The sequence below is a fragment of the Microbacterium sp. Se63.02b genome (assembly GCF_014171575.1).
In the GTDB taxonomy this organism is placed as follows: Bacteria; Actinomycetota; Actinomycetes; order Actinomycetales; family Microbacteriaceae; genus Microbacterium.
Map to the genome: position 1 here is coordinate 3,690,475 of NZ_CP050453.1, position 17,049 is coordinate 3,707,523.

The 17,049-nt window shown below is 69.3% G+C and carries 21 protein-coding genes and 1 pseudogene; 2 read left to right on the top strand and 20 right to left on the bottom strand.

Annotation, left to right across the window (positions count from 1 at the left end; genetic code table 11):
- Positions 1-40 precede the first annotated feature (40 nt).
- Complete coding sequence (locus G4G29_RS18435) at positions 41-1,426, bottom strand: glycine--tRNA ligase (RefSeq protein ID WP_183151122.1); 1,386 nt, start codon at positions 1,424-1,426, stop codon at positions 41-43.
- 113 nt (positions 1,427-1,539) lie between these two features.
- Between G4G29_RS18435 and G4G29_RS18440 the strand changes: the two are divergent.
- Positions 1,540-3,008, top strand: a pseudogene (locus tag G4G29_RS18440) (oligopeptide:H+ symporter).
- A 35-nt stretch (positions 3,009-3,043) separates the two neighbouring features.
- Here the strand turns inward: G4G29_RS18440 and G4G29_RS18445 are convergent.
- Genes G4G29_RS18445 through G4G29_RS24290 form a run of 4 tightly spaced genes read right to left on the bottom strand, consistent with a single transcriptional unit; the run spans position 3,044 to position 5,758 of the window.
- Positions 3,044-3,730, bottom strand: a complete 687-nt coding sequence (locus tag G4G29_RS18445; RefSeq protein WP_244632183.1) for a GNAT family N-acetyltransferase — start codon at positions 3,728-3,730, stop codon at positions 3,044-3,046.
- 50 nt (positions 3,731-3,780) lie between these two features.
- Positions 3,781-4,401 carry a hypothetical protein gene (locus G4G29_RS18450; RefSeq protein WP_183151123.1) on the bottom strand — a complete coding sequence of 207 codons (621 nt, stop codon included), beginning with the start codon at positions 4,399-4,401 and terminating at the stop codon, positions 3,781-3,783.
- Positions 4,402-4,433: 32 nt separating this feature from the next.
- Positions 4,434-5,513, bottom strand: a complete 1,080-nt coding sequence (locus G4G29_RS18455; RefSeq protein ID WP_309491600.1) for an alpha-hydroxy-acid oxidizing protein — start codon at positions 5,511-5,513, stop codon at positions 4,434-4,436.
- Complete coding sequence (locus G4G29_RS24290) at positions 5,414-5,758, bottom strand: alpha-hydroxy-acid oxidizing protein (protein WP_309491601.1); 345 nt, start codon at positions 5,756-5,758, stop codon at positions 5,414-5,416. Before G4G29_RS24290 ends, G4G29_RS18455 begins: the two co-directional genes overlap by 100 nt.
- Positions 5,759-5,819: 61 nt before the next feature.
- Between G4G29_RS24290 and G4G29_RS18460 the strand changes: the two genes are divergently transcribed.
- The gene (locus tag G4G29_RS18460) at positions 5,820-7,259 is read left to right on the top strand and encodes an MFS transporter (protein WP_183151124.1); all 1,440 of its coding nucleotides are present in this window, start codon (positions 5,820-5,822) and stop codon (positions 7,257-7,259) included.
- 128 nt (positions 7,260-7,387) lie between these two features.
- Here the strand turns inward: G4G29_RS18460 and G4G29_RS18465 are convergent, their stop codons facing one another.
- The 15 genes from G4G29_RS18465 to G4G29_RS18525 all read right to left on the bottom strand — a co-directional run bounded on the left by G4G29_RS18465 (position 7,388) and on the right by G4G29_RS18525 (position 16,986).
- On the bottom strand, positions 7,388-7,753 hold the full coding sequence (locus G4G29_RS18465; protein ID WP_183151125.1) for a RidA family protein: 366 nt from the start codon (positions 7,751-7,753) through the stop codon (positions 7,388-7,390).
- Positions 7,750-8,130 carry a DUF4862 family protein gene (locus G4G29_RS23665; RefSeq protein WP_183151126.1) on the bottom strand — a complete coding sequence of 127 codons (381 nt, stop codon included), beginning with the start codon at positions 8,128-8,130 and terminating at the stop codon, positions 7,750-7,752. Before G4G29_RS23665 ends, G4G29_RS18465 begins: the two co-directional genes overlap by 4 nt.
- Positions 8,112-8,711: a DUF4862 family protein gene (locus G4G29_RS23670; protein ID WP_183151127.1), complete on the bottom strand. Its 600-nt coding sequence runs from the start codon at positions 8,709-8,711 to the stop codon at positions 8,112-8,114. Before G4G29_RS23670 ends, G4G29_RS23665 begins: the two co-directional genes overlap by 19 nt.
- Before the next feature lie 34 nt (positions 8,712-8,745).
- Positions 8,746-9,516 carry an IclR family transcriptional regulator gene (locus G4G29_RS18480; RefSeq protein WP_183151128.1) on the bottom strand — a complete coding sequence of 257 codons (771 nt, stop codon included), beginning with the start codon at positions 9,514-9,516 and terminating at the stop codon, positions 8,746-8,748.
- The gene (locus G4G29_RS18485; RefSeq protein ID WP_244632184.1) at positions 9,513-10,265 is read right to left on the bottom strand and encodes a M14 family metallopeptidase; all 753 of its coding nucleotides are present in this window, start codon (positions 10,263-10,265) and stop codon (positions 9,513-9,515) included. Before G4G29_RS18485 ends, G4G29_RS18480 begins: the two co-directional genes overlap by 4 nt.
- Positions 10,266-10,306: 41 nt before the next feature.
- Positions 10,307-10,510 (bottom strand): hypothetical protein, encoded by a 204-nt coding sequence (locus G4G29_RS18490; protein ID WP_183151130.1) that lies wholly within the window; start codon positions 10,508-10,510, stop codon positions 10,307-10,309.
- A complete protein-coding gene (locus G4G29_RS23675) occupies positions 10,503-10,892 on the bottom strand; it encodes a pyridoxal-phosphate dependent enzyme (protein WP_309491602.1) in 390 nt (129 codons plus the stop codon). The genes G4G29_RS18490 and G4G29_RS23675 overlap by 8 nt, the downstream gene beginning before the upstream one ends.
- Positions 10,781-11,461, bottom strand: a complete 681-nt coding sequence (locus G4G29_RS22945; protein WP_274601252.1) for a pyridoxal-phosphate dependent enzyme — start codon at positions 11,459-11,461, stop codon at positions 10,781-10,783. Before G4G29_RS22945 ends, G4G29_RS23675 begins: the two co-directional genes overlap by 112 nt.
- On the bottom strand, positions 11,452-11,610 hold the full coding sequence (locus G4G29_RS22950; protein WP_244632668.1) for a hypothetical protein: 159 nt from the start codon (positions 11,608-11,610) through the stop codon (positions 11,452-11,454). Before G4G29_RS22950 ends, G4G29_RS22945 begins: the two co-directional genes overlap by 10 nt.
- A complete protein-coding gene (locus G4G29_RS18505; RefSeq protein WP_244632185.1) occupies positions 11,607-12,344 on the bottom strand; it encodes an ATP-binding cassette domain-containing protein in 738 nt (245 codons plus the stop codon). The genes G4G29_RS22950 and G4G29_RS18505 overlap by 4 nt, the downstream gene beginning before the upstream one ends.
- 109 nt (positions 12,345-12,453) lie before the next feature.
- Positions 12,454-13,452 carry an ABC transporter ATP-binding protein gene (locus G4G29_RS18510; protein WP_183151133.1) on the bottom strand — a complete coding sequence of 333 codons (999 nt, stop codon included), beginning with the start codon at positions 13,450-13,452 and terminating at the stop codon, positions 12,454-12,456.
- Positions 13,449-14,090: an ABC transporter permease gene (locus G4G29_RS18515; protein WP_202045375.1), complete on the bottom strand. Its 642-nt coding sequence runs from the start codon at positions 14,088-14,090 to the stop codon at positions 13,449-13,451. Before G4G29_RS18515 ends, G4G29_RS18510 begins: the two co-directional genes overlap by 4 nt.
- Complete coding sequence (locus tag G4G29_RS20800; RefSeq protein ID WP_202045376.1) at positions 14,027-14,344, bottom strand: hypothetical protein; 318 nt, start codon at positions 14,342-14,344, stop codon at positions 14,027-14,029. Before G4G29_RS20800 ends, G4G29_RS18515 begins: the two co-directional genes overlap by 64 nt.
- 9 nt (positions 14,345-14,353) lie before the next feature.
- Positions 14,354-15,313 (bottom strand): ABC transporter permease, encoded by a 960-nt coding sequence (locus G4G29_RS18520; RefSeq protein WP_183151134.1) that lies wholly within the window; start codon positions 15,311-15,313, stop codon positions 14,354-14,356.
- Between the two features lie 89 nt (positions 15,314-15,402).
- Positions 15,403-16,986 (bottom strand): ABC transporter substrate-binding protein, encoded by a 1,584-nt coding sequence (locus G4G29_RS18525; RefSeq protein WP_183151135.1) that lies wholly within the window; start codon positions 16,984-16,986, stop codon positions 15,403-15,405.
- Positions 16,987-17,049: the final 63 nt, after the last annotated feature.

Here is a 17,049-nt window from a genome sequence, read left to right on the forward strand (position 1 = left end):
GCCGGCCACTCGGGCCGACGGGGTCTGGGTCGCTGCGTGCTCAGGCGCCACGCAGGCGTTCGGCGAGGTACGCGTGCAGCTCGTCGATCGACACGCGCTCCTGCGCCATGGTGTCGCGGTCGCGCACCGTGACGGCACGGTCGTCGAGCGAGTCGAAGTCGACCGTGACGCAGAACGGGGTGCCGATCTCGTCCTGGCGGCGGTAGCGGCGGCCGATCGCGCCGGCGTCGTCGAAGTCGACGGCCCAGGAGCTGCGCAGCGTGTCGGCGACCTCGCGGGCGAGCGGCGACAGCTTCTCGTTGCGCGACAGCGGCAGCACGGCGGCCTTGACCGGCGCGAGGCGCGGGTCAAGCTTGAGCACGGTGCGCACGTCGGTGCCGCCCTTGGCGTTGGGCACCTGCTCCTCGCGGTAGGCGTCGACGAGGAAGGCCATCATCGCGCGGGTGAGGCCGAACGACGGCTCGATCACGTACGGGGTGTAGCGCTCGCCCGTGGCCTGGTCGAAGTACGTCAGGCTCTGGCCCGACGCCTCGCTGTGGCTGGAGAGGTCGTAGTCGGTGCGGTTGGCGACGCCCATCAGCTCGCCCCACTCCTTGCCCGCGAAGCCGAACTTGTACTCGACGTCGATCGTGCCGGCCGAGTAGTGCGCACGGTCGTCTTCCGGTACGTCGAACTGCCGCATGTTCTCGGGGTCGATACCGAGGTCGATGAACCAGTTCCAGCAGGCCTCGACCCAGTGGTCGAACCACTCCTTCGCCTCGGCCGGCGGCGTGAAGAACTCGATCTCCATCTGCTCGAACTCCCGGGTGCGGAAGATGAAGTTGCCGGGGGTGATCTCGTTGCGGAACGCCTTGCCGACCTGGCCGATGCCGAACGGCGGCTTCTTGCGGCTCGCGGTGAGCACGTTCGAGAAGTTCACGAAGATGCCCTGGGCCGTCTCGGGGCGCAGGTAGTACAGGCCCGACTCGTCGTCGACGACACCGAGGTAGGTCTTCACCAGACCGGAGAACGCCTTGGGCTCGGTGTACTGCCCCTTGGTGCCGCAGTTGGGGCACGGGATGTCGGCGAGACCGTTCTCGGCCTTGCGACCCTTGCGCGCCTCGAAGTCCTCGATGAGGTTGTCTGCGCGGAAGCGCTTGTGGCACTGCAGGCACTCGACCAGCGGGTCGGTGAACGTCGCGACGTGGCCGGAGGCCTCCCACACGCGCTTGGGCAGGATGATGCTCGAATCCAGGCCGACCATGTCGCCGCGACCGCGCACGAACGTCTGCCACCACTGGCGACGGATGTTCTCCTTGAGCTCGGTGCCGAGGGGGCCGTAGTCCCAGGCCGACCGAGAACCGCCGTAGATCTCACCCGCTTGGAACACGAATCCGCGGTGGCGGGCGAGGGCGATGACCTTGTCGAGACGGGACTGTTCGGCCATGGTGGCTCCAATGGTCGGATGCGGAGAAGCCCGTGAGCACGGGCACCGTTATTCTACCGGTGGTCGCAGCGCGTCCCCTGGTCGCGGCCGCCGCCGGAGAGTAGCTTCCTGGCATGAGCACCGCAGCTTCCGCACCGCCTACCCGCGACGACGACACCCGCTTCTTCGGGCAGCCCTGGTCGCTCGTGCACATCTTCGGTGTGGAGATGTGGGAGCGGTTCAGCTTCTACGGCATGCAGGGCATCCTGCTCATCTACCTGTACTACTCGGTCTCGCAGGGCGGCCTCGGCATCCCCGAGGCGGTGGCCGGCGGCATCGTCGGCGCGTACGGAGGTTCGGTCTATCTCTCGACCATCCTCGGTGCCTGGCTCGCCGACCGGCTCTTCGGCGCGGAGCGAGTGCTGTTCGTCAGCGCGATGGTGATCGTCGCCGGCCACCTCGCGCTCGCGCTCCTGCCGGGACTCGTCGGGGTCGGCGTCGGCCTCGTGCTGGTCGCCCTCGGCTCCGGCGGCCTGAAGGCGAACGCGACCTCGGTCGTGGGCAGCCTGTACACGCCGGAGGACCCGCGGAGGGATGCCGGCTTCTCGCTGTTCTACCTCGGCATCAACCTCGGTGCGTTCCTCGGCCCCATCCTCACCGGCATCCTGCAGTCGACCCTCGGCTTCCACTGGGGCTTCGGGCTGGCAGCACTGGGCATGACCCTCGGTCTCGTGCAGTACTCGTTCGGCCGGCGCGCGCTCCCGCCTCCGTGCGCGAGGTCCCGAACCCGCTGCCCCGGTCACGGTATCCGCTGGTCGGGATCGTCGCGGGCGCCGCGATCCTCGTCCTCGCCGTGCTCGTGCTGACCGGCGTGATCCGCGCCGACAACCTGGCGACCATCGTCATCATCGGCACGGTCGTCGCTGCCGTCGCCTACTTCGCCGTGATCCTCTCGAGTCGCCGAATCGACGCGACGGAACGGTCGAGGGTCTGGGGGTTCCTGCCGCTGTTCGTCACGAGTGTCGCGTTCTGGTCGCTGTACCAGCAGCAGTTCACGGTGCTGACGGTGTACTCCGACAAGCGCCTGGATCGGAACCTGTTCGGCTGGGAGATGCCGGTCTCGTGGGTGCAGTCGATCAACCCGGTCTTCATCATCATCCTGTCGGGCGTCTTCGCCGCGATCTGGACCCGGCTGGGAAAGCGTCAGCCGTCGACGCCGGTGAAGTTCGGGCTCTCGGCGATCATCATGGGGTCGGCGTTCCTGCTGTTCCTGCCTTTCGCCGGTGGGGGCGCGAACTCCACGCCGCTGCTGGCGATCGTCGGCATCCTCTTCGTATTCACGGTCGCCGAGCTGCTGCTCTCGCCCGTCGGGCTCTCAGTGACCACCAAACTCGCACCGAGCGTGTTCCACACGCAGATGGTCGCGCTGTTCTTCCTGTCGATCGCCCTCGGCACCGCCATCTCGGGCGAGCTCGTGAAGTTCTACAACCCCGACGACGAGGTGCCGTACTTCTCGATCCTCGGCGGCATCGCCATCCTGGTCGGCATCGGCCTGCTGCTGAGCGTGAAGCCCGTGCTCAAGCTCATGCGCGGGGTGCGCTGAGCACTGCCGCGTGAGCGGATCAGGGGAACCGGGCTTCAGACGGTGAAGAGGTAGCCGCGCGCGTTGTCGTACCCGGCGACCTTGAGGCCGCTGCCGAGCAGGCCCTCCATCTGCGCCCGCAGGCGGAGACGCCACTCATGGGCGGCCGCCGGATCGGAGACGCGCAACGACTCGATGTCGTCCGGGATCTCGAGGGTCTCGACGACCGCGTCGTCGGCCGGGGGCTTGGCGATGTCGGCGAGCGCCCACTCGACGTCGAGGCGGTCGCTCATCGCCCGCGTCGCCGCCGCCGAAGATGCCGTAGCGGTTGACCGAGTAGCCGGTGGCGCGGGCGCCCAGCACCGTGAAGAAGAAGTGCGCGTTGCGTGCGACCAGCGGATCGAAGACCCACGTGATGCGGCCGACATCACGCGAGAACGCCCACTGACGCTGGTGCTCCTGAGCTCGCGCCCCCACCCGCGTCCGCGATACTCGGGCAGCAGCGCGGTGATGTGCGAGTGCATCGCACGCCGGGCGGGCTCGCCGAAGAACGCGATGGAAGCGCCGACCATGCGCTCCTCGTCGCCTTCGCCGTCGAAGAAGCCGACGACGTAGTTGCCCGACTGCTGCAAGGCGCGCAGCGTGCCGGCATCCACCACGCGCTGCGGGCCCCGGATGGAGTCGAGCAGGCCCTGCGCGTCGAGGATGAGTTCAACGGTGTCGAGGTCACGGATGGTTCGCACGCCCCCAGTCTGCCCCTCCACGGCCCGTTCGAGGAATCGGGATCGCCGGATCACCGGTACGGGAACGCCTCCCCTCCGCCCGCGGCGAGCGCCTCGGCGACGATGCGGATGTGCTCCTCCGCCATCTCCGGTGGCAGCGGAGGGAGGATCTCGTCCCAGAATGCGAGCACGGCTCCGCGACCCTGCATCATGCCCGCTGGGCGTCCCAGCGCCCACAGGTGCATATGCGCCGAACCGTCGTTCCAGCGGCCGAAGTGGCAGCGCGCGACACCCGGGACGCTCTTGACCGCCTGCGAGACGCGCTGCAGGAGCGGGCCCAGTGCGGCGAGCACGTCGTGCGGGGCGTTCTCCAGGAGCCAGTGCTCACGCGGGGCGACCCCGCCGATGAAGGGCAGCCCGCCGACGTCCCATCCCGCACGGACCTGCCAGAGCTCGTCGTGCCAGAGCGTGTACTCACTGGGCCCGCAGTGCCCGCACTCCTCCGGGTCCGACTCACCGGCGCGCGGCTTCTCCGGCACGAGCATCGGCTCGAGCGGCCGCATGGTCACCGTCTCGAAAGCCCAGGGCAGGCCGTCCGCGATGGCCGAGGCGTCGAGCACCTCGCCGATCGGGAGTCGGCGGTGGTACGCGGAGTCGGCGGGGTGCTGTTCGAAGGCGGCGTCGTCGCTCATCCGGCCATGCAACCACGCGGGGCGCGCAGCGGTCAGACCTTCCGCAGCGCGTCGCGATCGAGCTGAGCCACCGACGTGAGCCCGGCGAGACCGAGCGTGATGTCGAGTTCGGCGAGCACGTTGCGGATCACCTCGTGCACGCCCCTCTCGCCTGCGACACCCAGGCCGTACGCATACGGGCGGCCGAGCGCGACGACGGTCGCCCCCAGCGCCAGCGCGATCACCGCGTCCGCCCCACCGCGCACGCCGGAGTCGAACACGATCGGCACCCGGCCAGCGACCCGCTCGGCGATCTCGGGCAGCACGTCGAGCGTCGGCACCGACCGGTCGATCTGGCGGCCGCCGTGGTTCGAGATCCAGATGCCGTCCATCCCCGTATCCAGCGCGGCCTGTGCATCGTCGGGGTGCACGATGCCCTTCAGGATGATCGGCAGGCTCGTCCACTCGCGGGCCTTCGCCAGATCGGCCCAAGTGAGCGCCGGTGTCGAGAACACGTCGAGGAAGGTCTCGACCGCGGCGCGCGGCAGCGGGGATCGCAGGTTGTCGCGCAGAGACCCGCCGCCCGTGAGGGGCGCACCCTTCCGTGCGATCGTGAGCGCGGCGGCGACCGCCTTCGGTGTGACCTTGACGCCGGGAGCATCGCCCTTCGGCACGGCGGCGCGCTCGCGCACCAGCTCCTGGAACACCGGATCGCTCGTGTACTGCGCGATGCCCATCCCGCGGGTGAAGGGCAGGTACGCGAGATCGAGGTCGCGGGTGCGCCAGCCGAGCAGGTGTGTGTCGAGGGTCACGACGATCGCCTCGCACCCCGACGCCTCCGCACGGGCGAGGAGTGAGCGGTTGAGGTCGTCCGACGCCGACCAGTAGAGCTGGAACAACCGGGAGCCGAGCGGCGTCTCCCGAGCGATCCGCTCCATCGGGAGCGACGCCTGGTTCGACAGCGTGTACGGGATGCCGAGGGAGGCTGCGGCACGCGCGACCGCGAGGTCGGCGTCGGGGTGCGCCATCTCCATCACCCCCAACGGCGCGAGCAGCAACGGGGTCGGACGCGTCCTGCCGAGGAACTCCACGCCGAGGTCGCGCGTCGAGACGTCGCGCAGGGGCGGGGCCACACCTGCCAGCGGTCGAACGCCGCACGGTTCGCGGCCACGGTGCGCTCGGCACCTGCGCCACCGGCGATGTACGCGAAGGCTTCGGCGCTCAACGCCTTGCGGGCGGCCGTCTCGAGTCCCGCGGCATCGATCGGCACCGCCGGCCTCGTGCCGCTGATGCCGGCGCGGTAGATGTCGGACTGGGTACGCCGGGAGATGCCGCGGTGGGCGGCGGGATCGTCCGGAGCGACGCTGCTCGTGACCATGTCGACATGCTAGCCAGCCGCGAACGGCCCCGCACCGCCCGATCGCCGATAGCCTTGGCCGGTGGGTGCGAACGACGAGAGAGCCAGGAAGCGCCTCTCCCGCACCCCGCCGAAGTGGGCGATCGTCGCCGTCCTGGCCTTCGCCGGACTGTGCTCCTCGTTCATGTTCACTCTCGTCGTGCCGCTGCAGGCCGAACTGCCGCAGCTGCTGAACGCCTCGCGCGAAGACACCAGCTGGGTCGTCACGGTCACCCTGCTGGTCGCCGCCGTCGCCACCCCGATCTCGGGACGCCTCGGCGACATGTACGGCAAGAGGCGCGTCGTGATCGCGTTGCTGACCATCCTCATCCTCGGCTCCGTGATCGCGGCAGTGTCCGGCTCCATCGTCGGCGTGATCATCGGACGCGCACTGCAGGGAGCCGTGACGGGTGTCGTCCCGCTCGGCATCGCGATCATGCGCGACGTGCTGCCGCCGGAGCGTCTCGGCACCGCTGTCGCCCTGATGAGCGCGACCATGGGCGTCGGCGGTGCGATCGGGATGCCGGTGGCGGCGCTGCTCGCCCAGAACGCCGACTGGCACATGCTGTTCTGGCTCGCCGCCGCGCTCGGTGTCGTCGGGCTCCTTGCTGGTGCTCGCCGTGATCCCGGAGGATGTGCTGCGCTCCCCGGCCGCCTCGACGTGCTCGGCGCCATCGGTCTCGCGATCGGCCTCACCGGCATCCTGCTCTTCGTCTCCCGCGGCGCCGAGTGGGGATGGACGGCGCCGCTCACCCTCGTCTGCATCATCGGTGGAGTCGCGGTGCTCCTGCTGTGGGGTTGGTACCAGCTCCGCACGAAGGACCCGCTGCTCGACCTGCGTGTGGCGGCTCGACCCGCGGTGCTCTTCACGAACATCGCAGCGATCGGAATGGGCTTCGCCCTGTTCGCCTCGAACGTGACCTTCCCGCAGATGCTCGAGATGCCCGCGGTCGGCGGTGCCGGATTCGGGCTCGACATGGTCGCGGCATCCCTCGTGATCATGCCGGCTGGCCTGGTGATGATGGTCATCTCGCCGCTCTCCGGATGGCTTGAGCGCACGGTGGGCCCGCGCCCGCTGTTCACGGTCGGCGCCGCCGCGATCGTGCTCGCGTACGTCTTCGTGCTGCTGTGGTCTTCCGAGGTGTGGCACATCTTCGTCGCCAACATCTTCATCGGGGTCGGCATCGGCTTCACGTTCGCCGCCATGCCGATGATCATCATGCGCTCGGTCCCCGCGAACGAGACGGGCGCCTCGAACGGGCTCAACGCGCTGTTCCGCTCGGTCGGCACCTCGAGCGCCTCGGCCGTCATGGGCGGGATCCTCGCCGCGATGAGCGTCGAGGTCGGCGGTGTCGCTGTGCCCACCCGCGCGGCCTTCGAGGTGTGCTTCTGGCTTGCGATCGCTGCAGGCATCATCGCCGTGGTGCTGTCGCTGTTCATCCCGAAGCAACGCAGCTCCGAGCAGCACCCCTCCCTGCCCTGAGCCGACCTCGACGGCGTCGCAGATCCGCACCGAGGTCGCAGGTCCGGCGCGAACGACACGGAGGCGGGAGACGAAAGGCACTCAGCCGGGAATTCCTCACGATCCCGCCCCCGTGGGCTTGCCGGGGTTCAGTCGCCGAGGTAGGCCACGGCCTCGATCTCGAACTGCAGGAACCCGAACCCCATCGCGATGGTCGTCCTCGCGGGACGCGGATGCGCGAAAGTCTGCAGATACAGCTCGTTGTATCTCGGGAGCGCGTCCTCGTCGCGCACGAAGACGCCGAGGCGCACCAGGGCGCCGCGGTCGGCACCCGCCTCGGCGAGCGCTCGGTCGAGGTTCTCGACCGAGCGTCGGAACTCCTCGTCGAACGTGCCGGGGACGAACGCCCCGGTCTCCGGGTCGGTGGACGCCTGCCCCGACACGTAGAGCCAGTCCCCCGCTCGTACGGAGCGGCTGAGCACGCGGTCGGGGTGGGCCCCGAAGTGGTCGATCATCTCTTCTCCATCCCAGCGCGGATCGCGCCGATCGCCCTTGTCAGGGGTGCGAGTCTGCGCTCGAACTCCACGGAATCCTCGGGGTCCTGCACCTTGGCGCCGAGGAACAGCATCCGATCCCAGGACGCCGCGTCGATCTCGGCGAGCGTCATCCCCACGCCGCCGCCATCCAGCAGAGATGCCGGGTCGTCGGACCGGAGCGGGTTGTGAAGGTCGTCCCAGGCCGCGCCGAGCGGCCCCGCCGTCGACGGCGCCCCGGAGAACATCAGCCCGGACAGGGTCCCCGCCCGGACGAGGTGCCGGACGTGTTCGACCGGGGTGCGCGCCGAGCGACCCTCGATCGCGGATCGGCCCCAGTTCACGGACTGACCGGACACCGCACCCCGTCCTGCGCCTCGTCGACCGCGGCCTGCTCCGCGGCCAAGGACAGGTATCCCTTGATCGGCGCCTGTCCGGCGACGAGGGCGTCGCAGTGCTCGACGATCAGCGGAGTCCCTTCGGCCGCGTCCGTGAGCTCGCGTAAGGACAGAGCGAGCGCCGACGCATCCGAACTCACGCCGTCGATCGCCCGCGGCGCCGAGTGAAGCTCGATCGCGCGCACGGCCGTCCTCCCGAGCACGGCGTCGAGGCGCCGCGTCTCAGCGAGAAGCCGCCTGATGTCGTCCACGGCCGCATGCCGACCATCCGCATGCTTCGAGGCGAGCCCGTAACGAGGGTCCGTCGTGCTGCCGGCGATGGCCTGGGGAAGAGCGGTGACGACGAGATGCCACCCCTCGGGAAGCAGCTGCGCGAGATGCTCCGGTCCGCGCGGGTGCAGCGTCCCTCGGAAGAACACCTCGAGGCCGTGCGCGCCCTCGACGGCGGCGAGCGCCTGGAACCACCTCCGCTCGGATCGCTCGTCGAGCGCGGGCCTTCGCGGCTCGGCGGCGTAGGCGCCGAGTGTGAGTCCGTCGATCATCCTGATCGTCGTTCCGCCTCGGCCCGCGCCGTGCTCATGCGGGGACCTCGGAGGCCGCGCCGAGATCGCTGTCGGCGAAGGCCGCTGCAGCGCCGATCATCTCGCTCATCCCGCGGGCGACGGCGGCGGTCTCCGCGACCGAGAGACGACTCGTCGGCGCCGACAGGCTCACGGCCACCGGCAGCGTGGTGCGCGGGACGAGCACAGCAAGGCAGCGTCCGCCGACCTCGTTCTCCTCGTCGTCGAGCGCATACCCCCGCTCCCTGGTGCGCTCGACTTCCGCCAGGTACTCGGCCTGGTCGACGATCGTGTGCTCCGTCAGCGCGGGCATGCCCTCCTGGTGCAGGATCGCCCGCACCTGCGCGGTGGTCATCCGCGTGGCGAGGACCTTGCCGAGCGCCGTGGCGTGGATGAACTCCCGTTCCGCGGCACGGGGAGCGTTGCGGATCGACGCGCGACTCTCGACGATCTCCAGGTACGCCACCCGCGACCCGTCGAGGAGTCCGAGGTTGATCGTCTCGCCGAACCGGTCGCGCATGGCGACGAGCTGCGGTCGCAGGCGCCGCGAGAGGGTCTCGAGCCGATCGCCGTTGAGGGAGATCCCCATGCGGTAGTCGCCACTGTCATCGCGCTCGACGTACCCGCGCTGTTCGAGCGTGCTGAGGTAGCGGAACACCGAACTCTTGGGGAGTTCGGTGGCCTCGGCGAAGTCCATGAGGCTGAGTCCGTCGGACGTCGCCTGGACCAGGTCCAGGATGTCGCAGACCCGCTGCACGGAACGGATGGAGTAGTTGGCATCGCTCATAGTGGGTTCCTTGTCGTGACGAGGTCGTCGGAGGCGAGACCGAGCACTCCGGGTCGGACGGGCGTCACGCCGACCACCGGCTGACCGGAGACGACGGCGGCCGCGCGCTGCAATGTGGTGACGATGCCGTCGATCGGGGCGATGACGATCTCCTGCTCCCGCCCGAAGACGTCGATGACGCGACCGACCGGATCGCCACGACGGACGGGGTCGAGGAGCGCCACGATCCGTTCGAAGAAGCCGTCAGACGTCACCGCGGAGAACGCATCGGTGTCGCCGTCGCCATGCACCCACAGGGCGGGCGCCGGGCGGGTACGCGGCGGGGTCTCGGCGGCGACCAGCCCGCAGGCTTCGAGCACGGCGCGCACGCCGTCCGTGTAGGCGTCGACGTATCCGCGTTCCAGGACCCCACCGAGGGGCGACTCCACATACAGCGCCGGGATCCCCCGTTCCGCCGCGACGGTGAGCGTGCGGCCGGGACCGAGGCGCGGATGCGTCCAGAGCATCGGCATCCCGAGCCCGAATGCGAGGCGGACGGACTCGTCCGCAGCGGGGCTGCCGTCGTCGAGGCAGCCGACGAAGAGCGGCATGTCCGCCGCGCTGTTGGAGGTGTGGAGGTCGACGATCACGTCGGCGTGTGCGAGCACTTCGGACGTGAGCAGGTGCGCCAGCTGCTCCGTCCGACTGCCGTGCACACGGCCGGGGAAGCTCCGGGCGAGGTTGCCGCCGTCCTCAGGAGAGACTCTCATGTCCGCGCGGCGTGCGGCCTCGTGCGCGACCGGGATCACGGTCAGCCGACCGGCGCACAGGGTACGGATGGTGTCGGCGACGGCCCCTGCCGCGACGATCCCCCGACTTCATCACCGTGCACGCCGCCGAGCACCACCACGTGCGGGCCGTCTTGGCAGCCGCGCTGCTCGAATACGTCCACGCCGATGCGCCCGTCGGCGGTCGAGAGCCGCCGCGCCAGCGGATCCGTTCCGTGGTCACTCATCCGTCTGCCTCTCTGCGAGCCGTGCGAGCACGCCGGCGACGGCATCCGCGGGGATCACCGGGACCTCGTGCGCGCCGGCGATCCGGCGAAGCGCCTCGACGTCCTTGTATCCGGCGCCGGTGAGGACCACGGCGACGTGATCGTCGCGACCCACCTTGCCCGAGCGGACGTCGGCGACGACTCCGGCGAGCGCCGTGGCGCCGGCGGGCTCCACGAGGATGCCGTGCTCCCTGGCGAGCAGTTCCTGCACGTTGCGCACATCGTCGTCGCTCACGGCCGTCGCGTGGCCGCCGGAGGAGAGCACCGCGCGGGATGCGCCTTCGGCGTCGTACAGGATCGCCATCTGCAGACCGGAGATCGAGGTCTGCACAGGGCCCCGCATGCCGGACAGGTCGCCCCCGAGCGCTGCGGGCAGCGCCGCCGCCCCTCTGGATGCACTCCGACGACGCGCACGGAGCCGCCCTCCATGGCGAATCCCCTGCCCAGGCCTGTGAGCAGACCACCGCCGCCGACCGGGGCGTACACCACGGAGAGGTCGGGCACCTCCTCGGCGAGTTCGTATGCGATGGTCTCGACTCCGCTCATCGCCTCGGGCGCGTAGTGGAAGCCGGTCAGCATCGGATAGTGCCCGCTCGTGCGCGCGGCTGCGGCGATGGCATCGGCCACGGCTGCCGTCGAGGCGGCATCATGGCCGACCCCCTCGACCCGGTACGCCGTCCCTCCGGCTGCCGTGATCTCGAGCAGCTTGACCGGCACCGTGTCGGAGAGGGTGAAGAGGACGGCTCGACTCCGGGCCGCGGCGGCGTACGCGGCGGCTGCGGCTCCTCCGTTTCCCGACGAAGTTCCGACGAGGCCCGCGAGGCCGTCCTGCCGCACGAGTGAGGCGGCGACAGACGCGATCCTGGCTTTGAAGGATCCGGTCGGATTGCGGTCCTCGGCCTTCAGGCGCAGCGAGCCGAGGCCGAGCCGTCTCCCAGAGTGTCGCTGAGGTCGAGGAGGGGCGTGTCGCCTTCCCCGAGCGAGACGATGTGTCGCGGGTCGCGGATCGGCAGGCGGTCGAGGAATCGCCACATGCCCCGGCGCGGGAGGGGAGCGCTCACGTCGTGACCTCCGTCTCGCGACGGACGCCTCGGCGCCGCAGGCGGGGATCGGGCACCGGCACGGACGCCAGGAGGCGACGCGTGTAATCGTGTTGAGGGTCGTCGAACACCGACTCGGTCGGCCCCTGCTCCACGACCTCGCCGAGATACATCACCGCGACGCGATGGGCGATGTGGCGCACCACGGCGAGGTCGTGCGCGATGAAGAGGTAGCTGAGCCCCAGTTCCGCCTGCAGGTCGGCGAGGAGGTTGATCACCTGCGCCTGGATGGAGACGTCCAGCGCCGAGACCGGCTCATCGAGGATGAGCATCCGCGGTTCCAGGGCGAGCGCACGTGCGATGCCGACTCGCTGCCGCTGACCGCCGGAGAACTCGTGCGGGTACCTGGAGGCGAACTCCGGGCGCAGCCCGACGAGGCCGAGCAGTTCGCGCACCCGCGCCCGCCGTGCGTCCCGGTCGCCGACGCCGTGGATCCGCAGGGGCTCCGCGATGATGTCGCCGATCGGCATCCGACTCGGGAGCGAGGCGTAGGGGTCCTGGAAGACGAACTGCAGCTCTCGGCGCAGCGGGCGCCAGGCCGCGGGGCGCAGCCGGGTGATGTCGCGTCCCTCGAACTCGATGCGCCCCTGGGTCGGGGCCTCGAACCCCATGATCGTCTTCGCCACGGTGGTCTTGCCCGAGCCGGACTCGCCCACGATCGCCAGGGTCTCACCGGGTGCGACGTGGAAGGACACGCCCGGACCGCCTTGACGGCTCCGCGCTCGCGTCCGATCAGTCGCTGACGCCCCGGGTACTCCTTGACGAGGTCCTCCACCAGGAGGATCGGCGTGGTCGTGTCCGCGCTCATGACAGCACCTCGATCCGCTCGCTCTGCGCATAGGCCGGGTCGACGTAGTGGTCCTCGCCCACCCGGACAAGCCGATGGTCACCCGAGGGCGCTCCGCTCCCGGGGAGGGCGACGGTACCGGTCGGTGGCAGCTCGGGGCGCGCCCCCACGGTCGCCAGACGTGTGGTGCTGCGATCCATCCGTGGAAGGCTCGAGAGCAGCGACTGCGTATACGGATGCCGGGTGTCGTGGAAAAGAGCGTCCACCGGCGCCTGCTCGACCACCCTTCCCCCGTACATGACCACCACGCGATCCGCCATCTCGGCGATCACGCCGAGGTCGTGGGTGATGAGCACCAGCGCGGCATCGACCTCGTCGCGCACGCGCACCAGCAGGTCGAGGATCTGCGCCTGGATGGTCACGTCGAGCGCGGTCGTCGGCTCGTCCGCGATGATGAGCTTCGGCCGGTTGGCGATCGCGATCGCGATCATCACGCGCTGTCGCATGCCGCCGGAGAACTGATGCGGATACTGTCTCGCCCGCCGTGCGGCGTCAGCGATGCCGACGTCGCTCAGCAGCTCGTGCACCCGGGCCCGGACCGCCGGCCTGCCGAGTCGCCTGTCGTGCCGTCGGATCGACTCGGCGATCTGTTCGCCGATGGTCATGACGGGATTCAGGGCCGTCATCGGGTCTTGGAAGATCACCCCGATGTCGCGACCGCGCCGACGGGAGAGCTCCTTCTCCGACTCCGTCAGCAGGTCGTGTCCGGAGAAGTAGGCGCGCCCGCCACGGACGACGGCCGATGGCGGGAGAAGACCCAGCGCCGACATCATGGTCACGCTCTTGCCCGAGCCCGACTCCCCGACCACGCCGAGGCACTCCCCTGGGCGCACGTCATACGACACGCCGTCCACCCCACGGACCGTTCCCGACTCGGTGCGGAACTCGGTCACGACGTCTTGCAGCGAGAGGAGGGAGCCGACGGGGTCGGATGTGAAGTAGGTGTTGTCAGTCATCGGTGGCTCCTCGGGTCGGAGGCGTCGCGGAGGCCATCGCCGATGAAGTTGACGGCGAGCACGGTGATCGCGATCGCGCATCCCGCGGGTATCCACAACCAGGGCATCGATTGGAGGACGGTGAACGACTGCGCTTCGTTGAGCATGTTCCCCCAGCTCGCGGTGGGCGGCGGAACGCCGAGTCCGAGGAACGACAGCCCGGCCTCGAGCAGGATCGCCTGCGCCACCAGGATCGTCGCGACCACCGTGAGAGGGGCGATCACCGAGGGGATGACATGCCGGACGAGGATGTGCGCGGTGCTCGCGCCGAGTCCGCGCACCGCCCTGATGCTGTCCTGGTCGCGGAGCGAGAGCACGAGTCCACGCACGATGCGGAACGCTGTCGGCCACTCGAAGAGCCCGACGGCGAGGATCATGGTGGTGATGCTGGGTCCGGTGAACGCCACGATGATGATCACGACGATCAGGGTCGGGAACGACAGCACCACGTCGGTGATGCGACTGAGCACCGAATCGACCCAGCCGCCGAAGAAGCCGGCGATCGCACCGAGCACGAGTCCGATGACGGTCGCGGTCAGGGCGACCGTGAGTCCGACCAGCAGCGAGACCCGCCCACCGGCGAGCAGACGCGCGAGCACGTCGCGACCGGCGGAGTCGGTGCCGAGGAGGTGTTCGGCGTTCGGGGCTGCCGGATCGCCGACGGATCGACGGCGTTCGGATCGAACGGGAGGAGCAGCGGCCCCACGACGGCGGCGAGCACGACGACAAGCAGCACGACGGCGCCGACGACGGCGAGACGATGACGGAGGAACCGGCGGAGGGCGAGCCTGCGCGGACTCAGCTCCTGAGGTGCGCCGGACGAGGAGACGGGTGCTGCGACAGTATCGGTCATGTCACGGCCTCACAATCTGATCCGCGGGTCGATGATCGCGTAGAGGATGTCGGCCACCAGGTTGCACAGCAGCACCAGCAGCGCGATCATCATCACGAAACCCATCAGGATCGGGTAGTTGCGCGCGAGGATGGCGTCCAGCGCCATACGTCCGACGCCCGGCCAGGAGAACAGCTGCTCGATGATCACGGCCCCGGCGAACAGCACCGGGATCTGCAGGGCGACAACCGTGACGAGTGGGATCAGCGCGTTGTGCAGACCATGACGCAGCACGATCCGACCGCTGCTGAGCCCCTTCGACCTCGCCGTCGTCATGTAGTCCTGACCGAGCACCTCGATCATGCTCGACCGGGCATAGCGCAGGTACGGCCCGGCGAGCATGAGACCGAGGATGCTGCCGGGCAGCAGCAGGTAGTAAAGCGCATCGAGGAATCCTCCGCCGCCTCCTGGTGACCCCATGCCGGCGGTGGGCAGCCAGCGCAGGGTGAGTCCGAAGACGAAGATCCCGACCAGCGCGACGAAGAACGGCGGCACCGAGATCATGATCAGGCTGACGAAGCTGAGGCCGTAGTCGGCGATCGTGTTGCGGCGGAGGGCGGCGATGATGCCCAGCGAGATGCCGACCACCAGGGCGATGACGAGCGCGAAGCTCACGAGCCGCACGGTGGCGCCCAGACGCTCCGACAGGACGACGGCGACCGGGCGCCCGTCGGTGTAGGAGTAGCCCAGGTTGCCCTGGAGCAGCTCGCCGATCCACCGGACGTACTGCACGGGGAGCGACTGGGTGAGTCCGAGCTGCTCGCGCAGGCGTTCGAGAGCGGCTTCACGGTCGCCCACGAAGCCGATCGGGTTGAGCATCATCTCCGCCGGATCGCCCGGCATCGTGCGCACCAGGATGAAGAGGAGGAGGCTGATGCCGAACAGCACGGCGACGGAGATCAGCAGCCGACGGACGAGGAAAGCCGCCATGTGCGCCCTTTCTTCGGAGTGGGAGGGGATGCGGGGATCGGCGCCGCGGGATCATCGAGCCCGAGGCGCCGATCGATGGGTGTGTCAGCTCACTCGACGGTCCATTCCGCGATGTTCCAGAAGGCGTTCGTCGGGAGCGGGTTCACCTTGAACCCCTTGAGCCGCTCGCTGGTCGCCGCCAGCGTGTCAGGCACGTAGAGCGGGAAGATCGGCAGCTCGGTGTTGATGATGTGCTGCGCGTCGGCATACGCCGCCGCCCGTTCGTCCTGGTCCGTCGTGGCGATGCCCGCGAGCAGTGCGGCGTCGAGGTCGGGGTTGCAGTATCCGGAGAGGGCGCCGTTGTCGCACAGGAGCCGCACGTTCAAAGCGGCAGGATCGACATTGAACAGTCCGTAGCCCGAGATCAGCAGGTCGAAGTCGCGGTTCTTGATCGCTTCGCCGAGCGCCGCGTTGTCGTACTGAGTGACCTTGGCGTTCATGCCGATCTCCTGCAGTTGACCGGCGATGATGGTCAGCGCCTGCTCGCGGTCCTTCGGACCGGGGACGATCTCGAGGCGGACCTCGGTCGCCGGGTCCCAGCCGGCCTCGGCGAGGAGTTCCTTGGCCTTGTCGACGTCACGGGTGTAGTGGACCAGATCGTCGGGCACAGCCCAGTCCGGCCCGTGCTGGACGGTGTCGACGACCTCGCCGTACCCGGCGATCACCTGGTCGACGAGGGCCTGACGGTCGATGCCATACATGATCGCCTGTCGCACCCGCGGGTCGGACAGCTTGCCCGCGTCCCATGCGTTGTGCAGCGCCATGATGCCGGGGCCGCCGATCTCGTAGAAGGAGACCCCGGAGAGCTCACGGATGCGATCGGCGTCGGAGGCCGCGACCTGCGAGAAGTCGATCTCACCGGTCTGCAGCTGCGCCTGAGACGCGTCTGTGGCCATGAACTTCGCGTAGACGTGGTCGAGGCCCAGGTCTTCCCGGTACTCGGGGTTCGGAACGAACTCGACCTCCTCGTCGGTGACCCACTTCGAGAACAGGTACGGGCCGATTCCGACCTCCGGCTCCCGGAAGGCGGGGTTCGTCGCCAGGTCGGCGACGGGCATCTCGCCGTAGACGTGCTCCGGGAGCATGAAGTACTGCGGCTCGGCGAAGTCGATGATCTTCGCCGAGTTGGGGTGGGTGAGGGTGAGGGTGACCGTGGTGTCGTCGACGGCCTCGATGCCGCTGACGGAGTCGGCCGTGCCTGCCGTGACCTCGGCCGCGCCGACGATGTCGGCGAAGACCCCCGAGATCTGCGATCCCGACTCGGGGTCGGCCATCAGGTTGAGCGTGTACACGACGTCGTCGGAGGTGAACGGTTCGCCGTCGCTCCAGTTCACGCCCTCGCGGAGATGGAAGGTCCAGACCGTGGCGTCGTCGCTGACCTCCCAGCTCTCAGCGAGGCGGGGTTCGAACTGACCCTGGTCGTCGACGCCGACGAGGCTGTCCCAGTGCAGGGTCTGGATCAGCTGGTTTCCGCCGACCTGAAGGATCAGCGGGCTGAAGGTGCTGGGGGCGTTGTAGAGCTGGATGCTGACATCGCGGGATCCCGTCTCGTTCGGCGTGCTCGGCGATGAACAGCCGGCCAAGGAGAGCGCGACAACGCCCGCGACGACCGCGAGCAGTGTTCTCTTCTTCACAGCGGGTACCTTTCTCGGAATGCGTTTCGGGAGGTGGCTCCGTGAATCCCGCGAACCGGCGTC

Coding starts and splice junctions, on each gene's coding strand:
- G4G29_RS18435 (WP_183151122.1), bottom strand. CDS start 1,426: ATGGCCGAACAGTCCCGTCTCGACAAGGTCATCGCCCTCGCCCGCCAC.
- G4G29_RS18450 (WP_183151123.1), bottom strand. CDS start 4,401: ATGAGCGACGACGCCGCCTTCGAACAGCACCCCGCCGACTCCGCGTAC.
- G4G29_RS24290 (WP_309491601.1), bottom strand. CDS start 5,758: ATGGTCACGAGCAGCGTCGCTCCGGACGATCCCGCCGCCCACCGCGGC.
- G4G29_RS18465 (WP_183151125.1), bottom strand. CDS start 7,753: ATGATCGACCACTTCGGGGCCCACCCCGACCGCGTGCTCAGCCGCTCC.
- G4G29_RS23670 (WP_183151127.1), bottom strand. CDS start 8,711: ATGATCGACGGACTCACACTCGGCGCCTACGCCGCCGAGCCGCGAAGG.
- G4G29_RS18480 (WP_183151128.1), bottom strand. CDS start 9,516: ATGAGCGATGCCAACTACTCCATCCGTTCCGTGCAGCGGGTCTGCGAC.
- G4G29_RS18485 (WP_244632184.1), bottom strand. CDS start 10,265: ATGAGAGTCTCTCCTGAGGACGGCGGCAACCTCGCCCGGAGCTTCCCC.
- G4G29_RS18490 (WP_183151130.1), bottom strand. CDS start 10,510: ATGAGTGACCACGGAACGGATCCGCTGGCGCGGCGGCTCTCGACCGCC.
- G4G29_RS23675 (WP_309491602.1), bottom strand. CDS start 10,892: ATGCGGGGCCCTGTGCAGACCTCGATCTCCGGTCTGCAGATGGCGATC.
- G4G29_RS18510 (WP_183151133.1), bottom strand. CDS start 13,452: ATGACTGACAACACCTACTTCACATCCGACCCCGTCGGCTCCCTCCTC.
- G4G29_RS20800 (WP_202045376.1), bottom strand. CDS start 14,344: ATGACCGATACTGTCGCAGCACCCGTCTCCTCGTCCGGCGCACCTCAG.
- G4G29_RS18520 (WP_183151134.1), bottom strand. CDS start 15,313: ATGGCGGCTTTCCTCGTCCGTCGGCTGCTGATCTCCGTCGCCGTGCTG.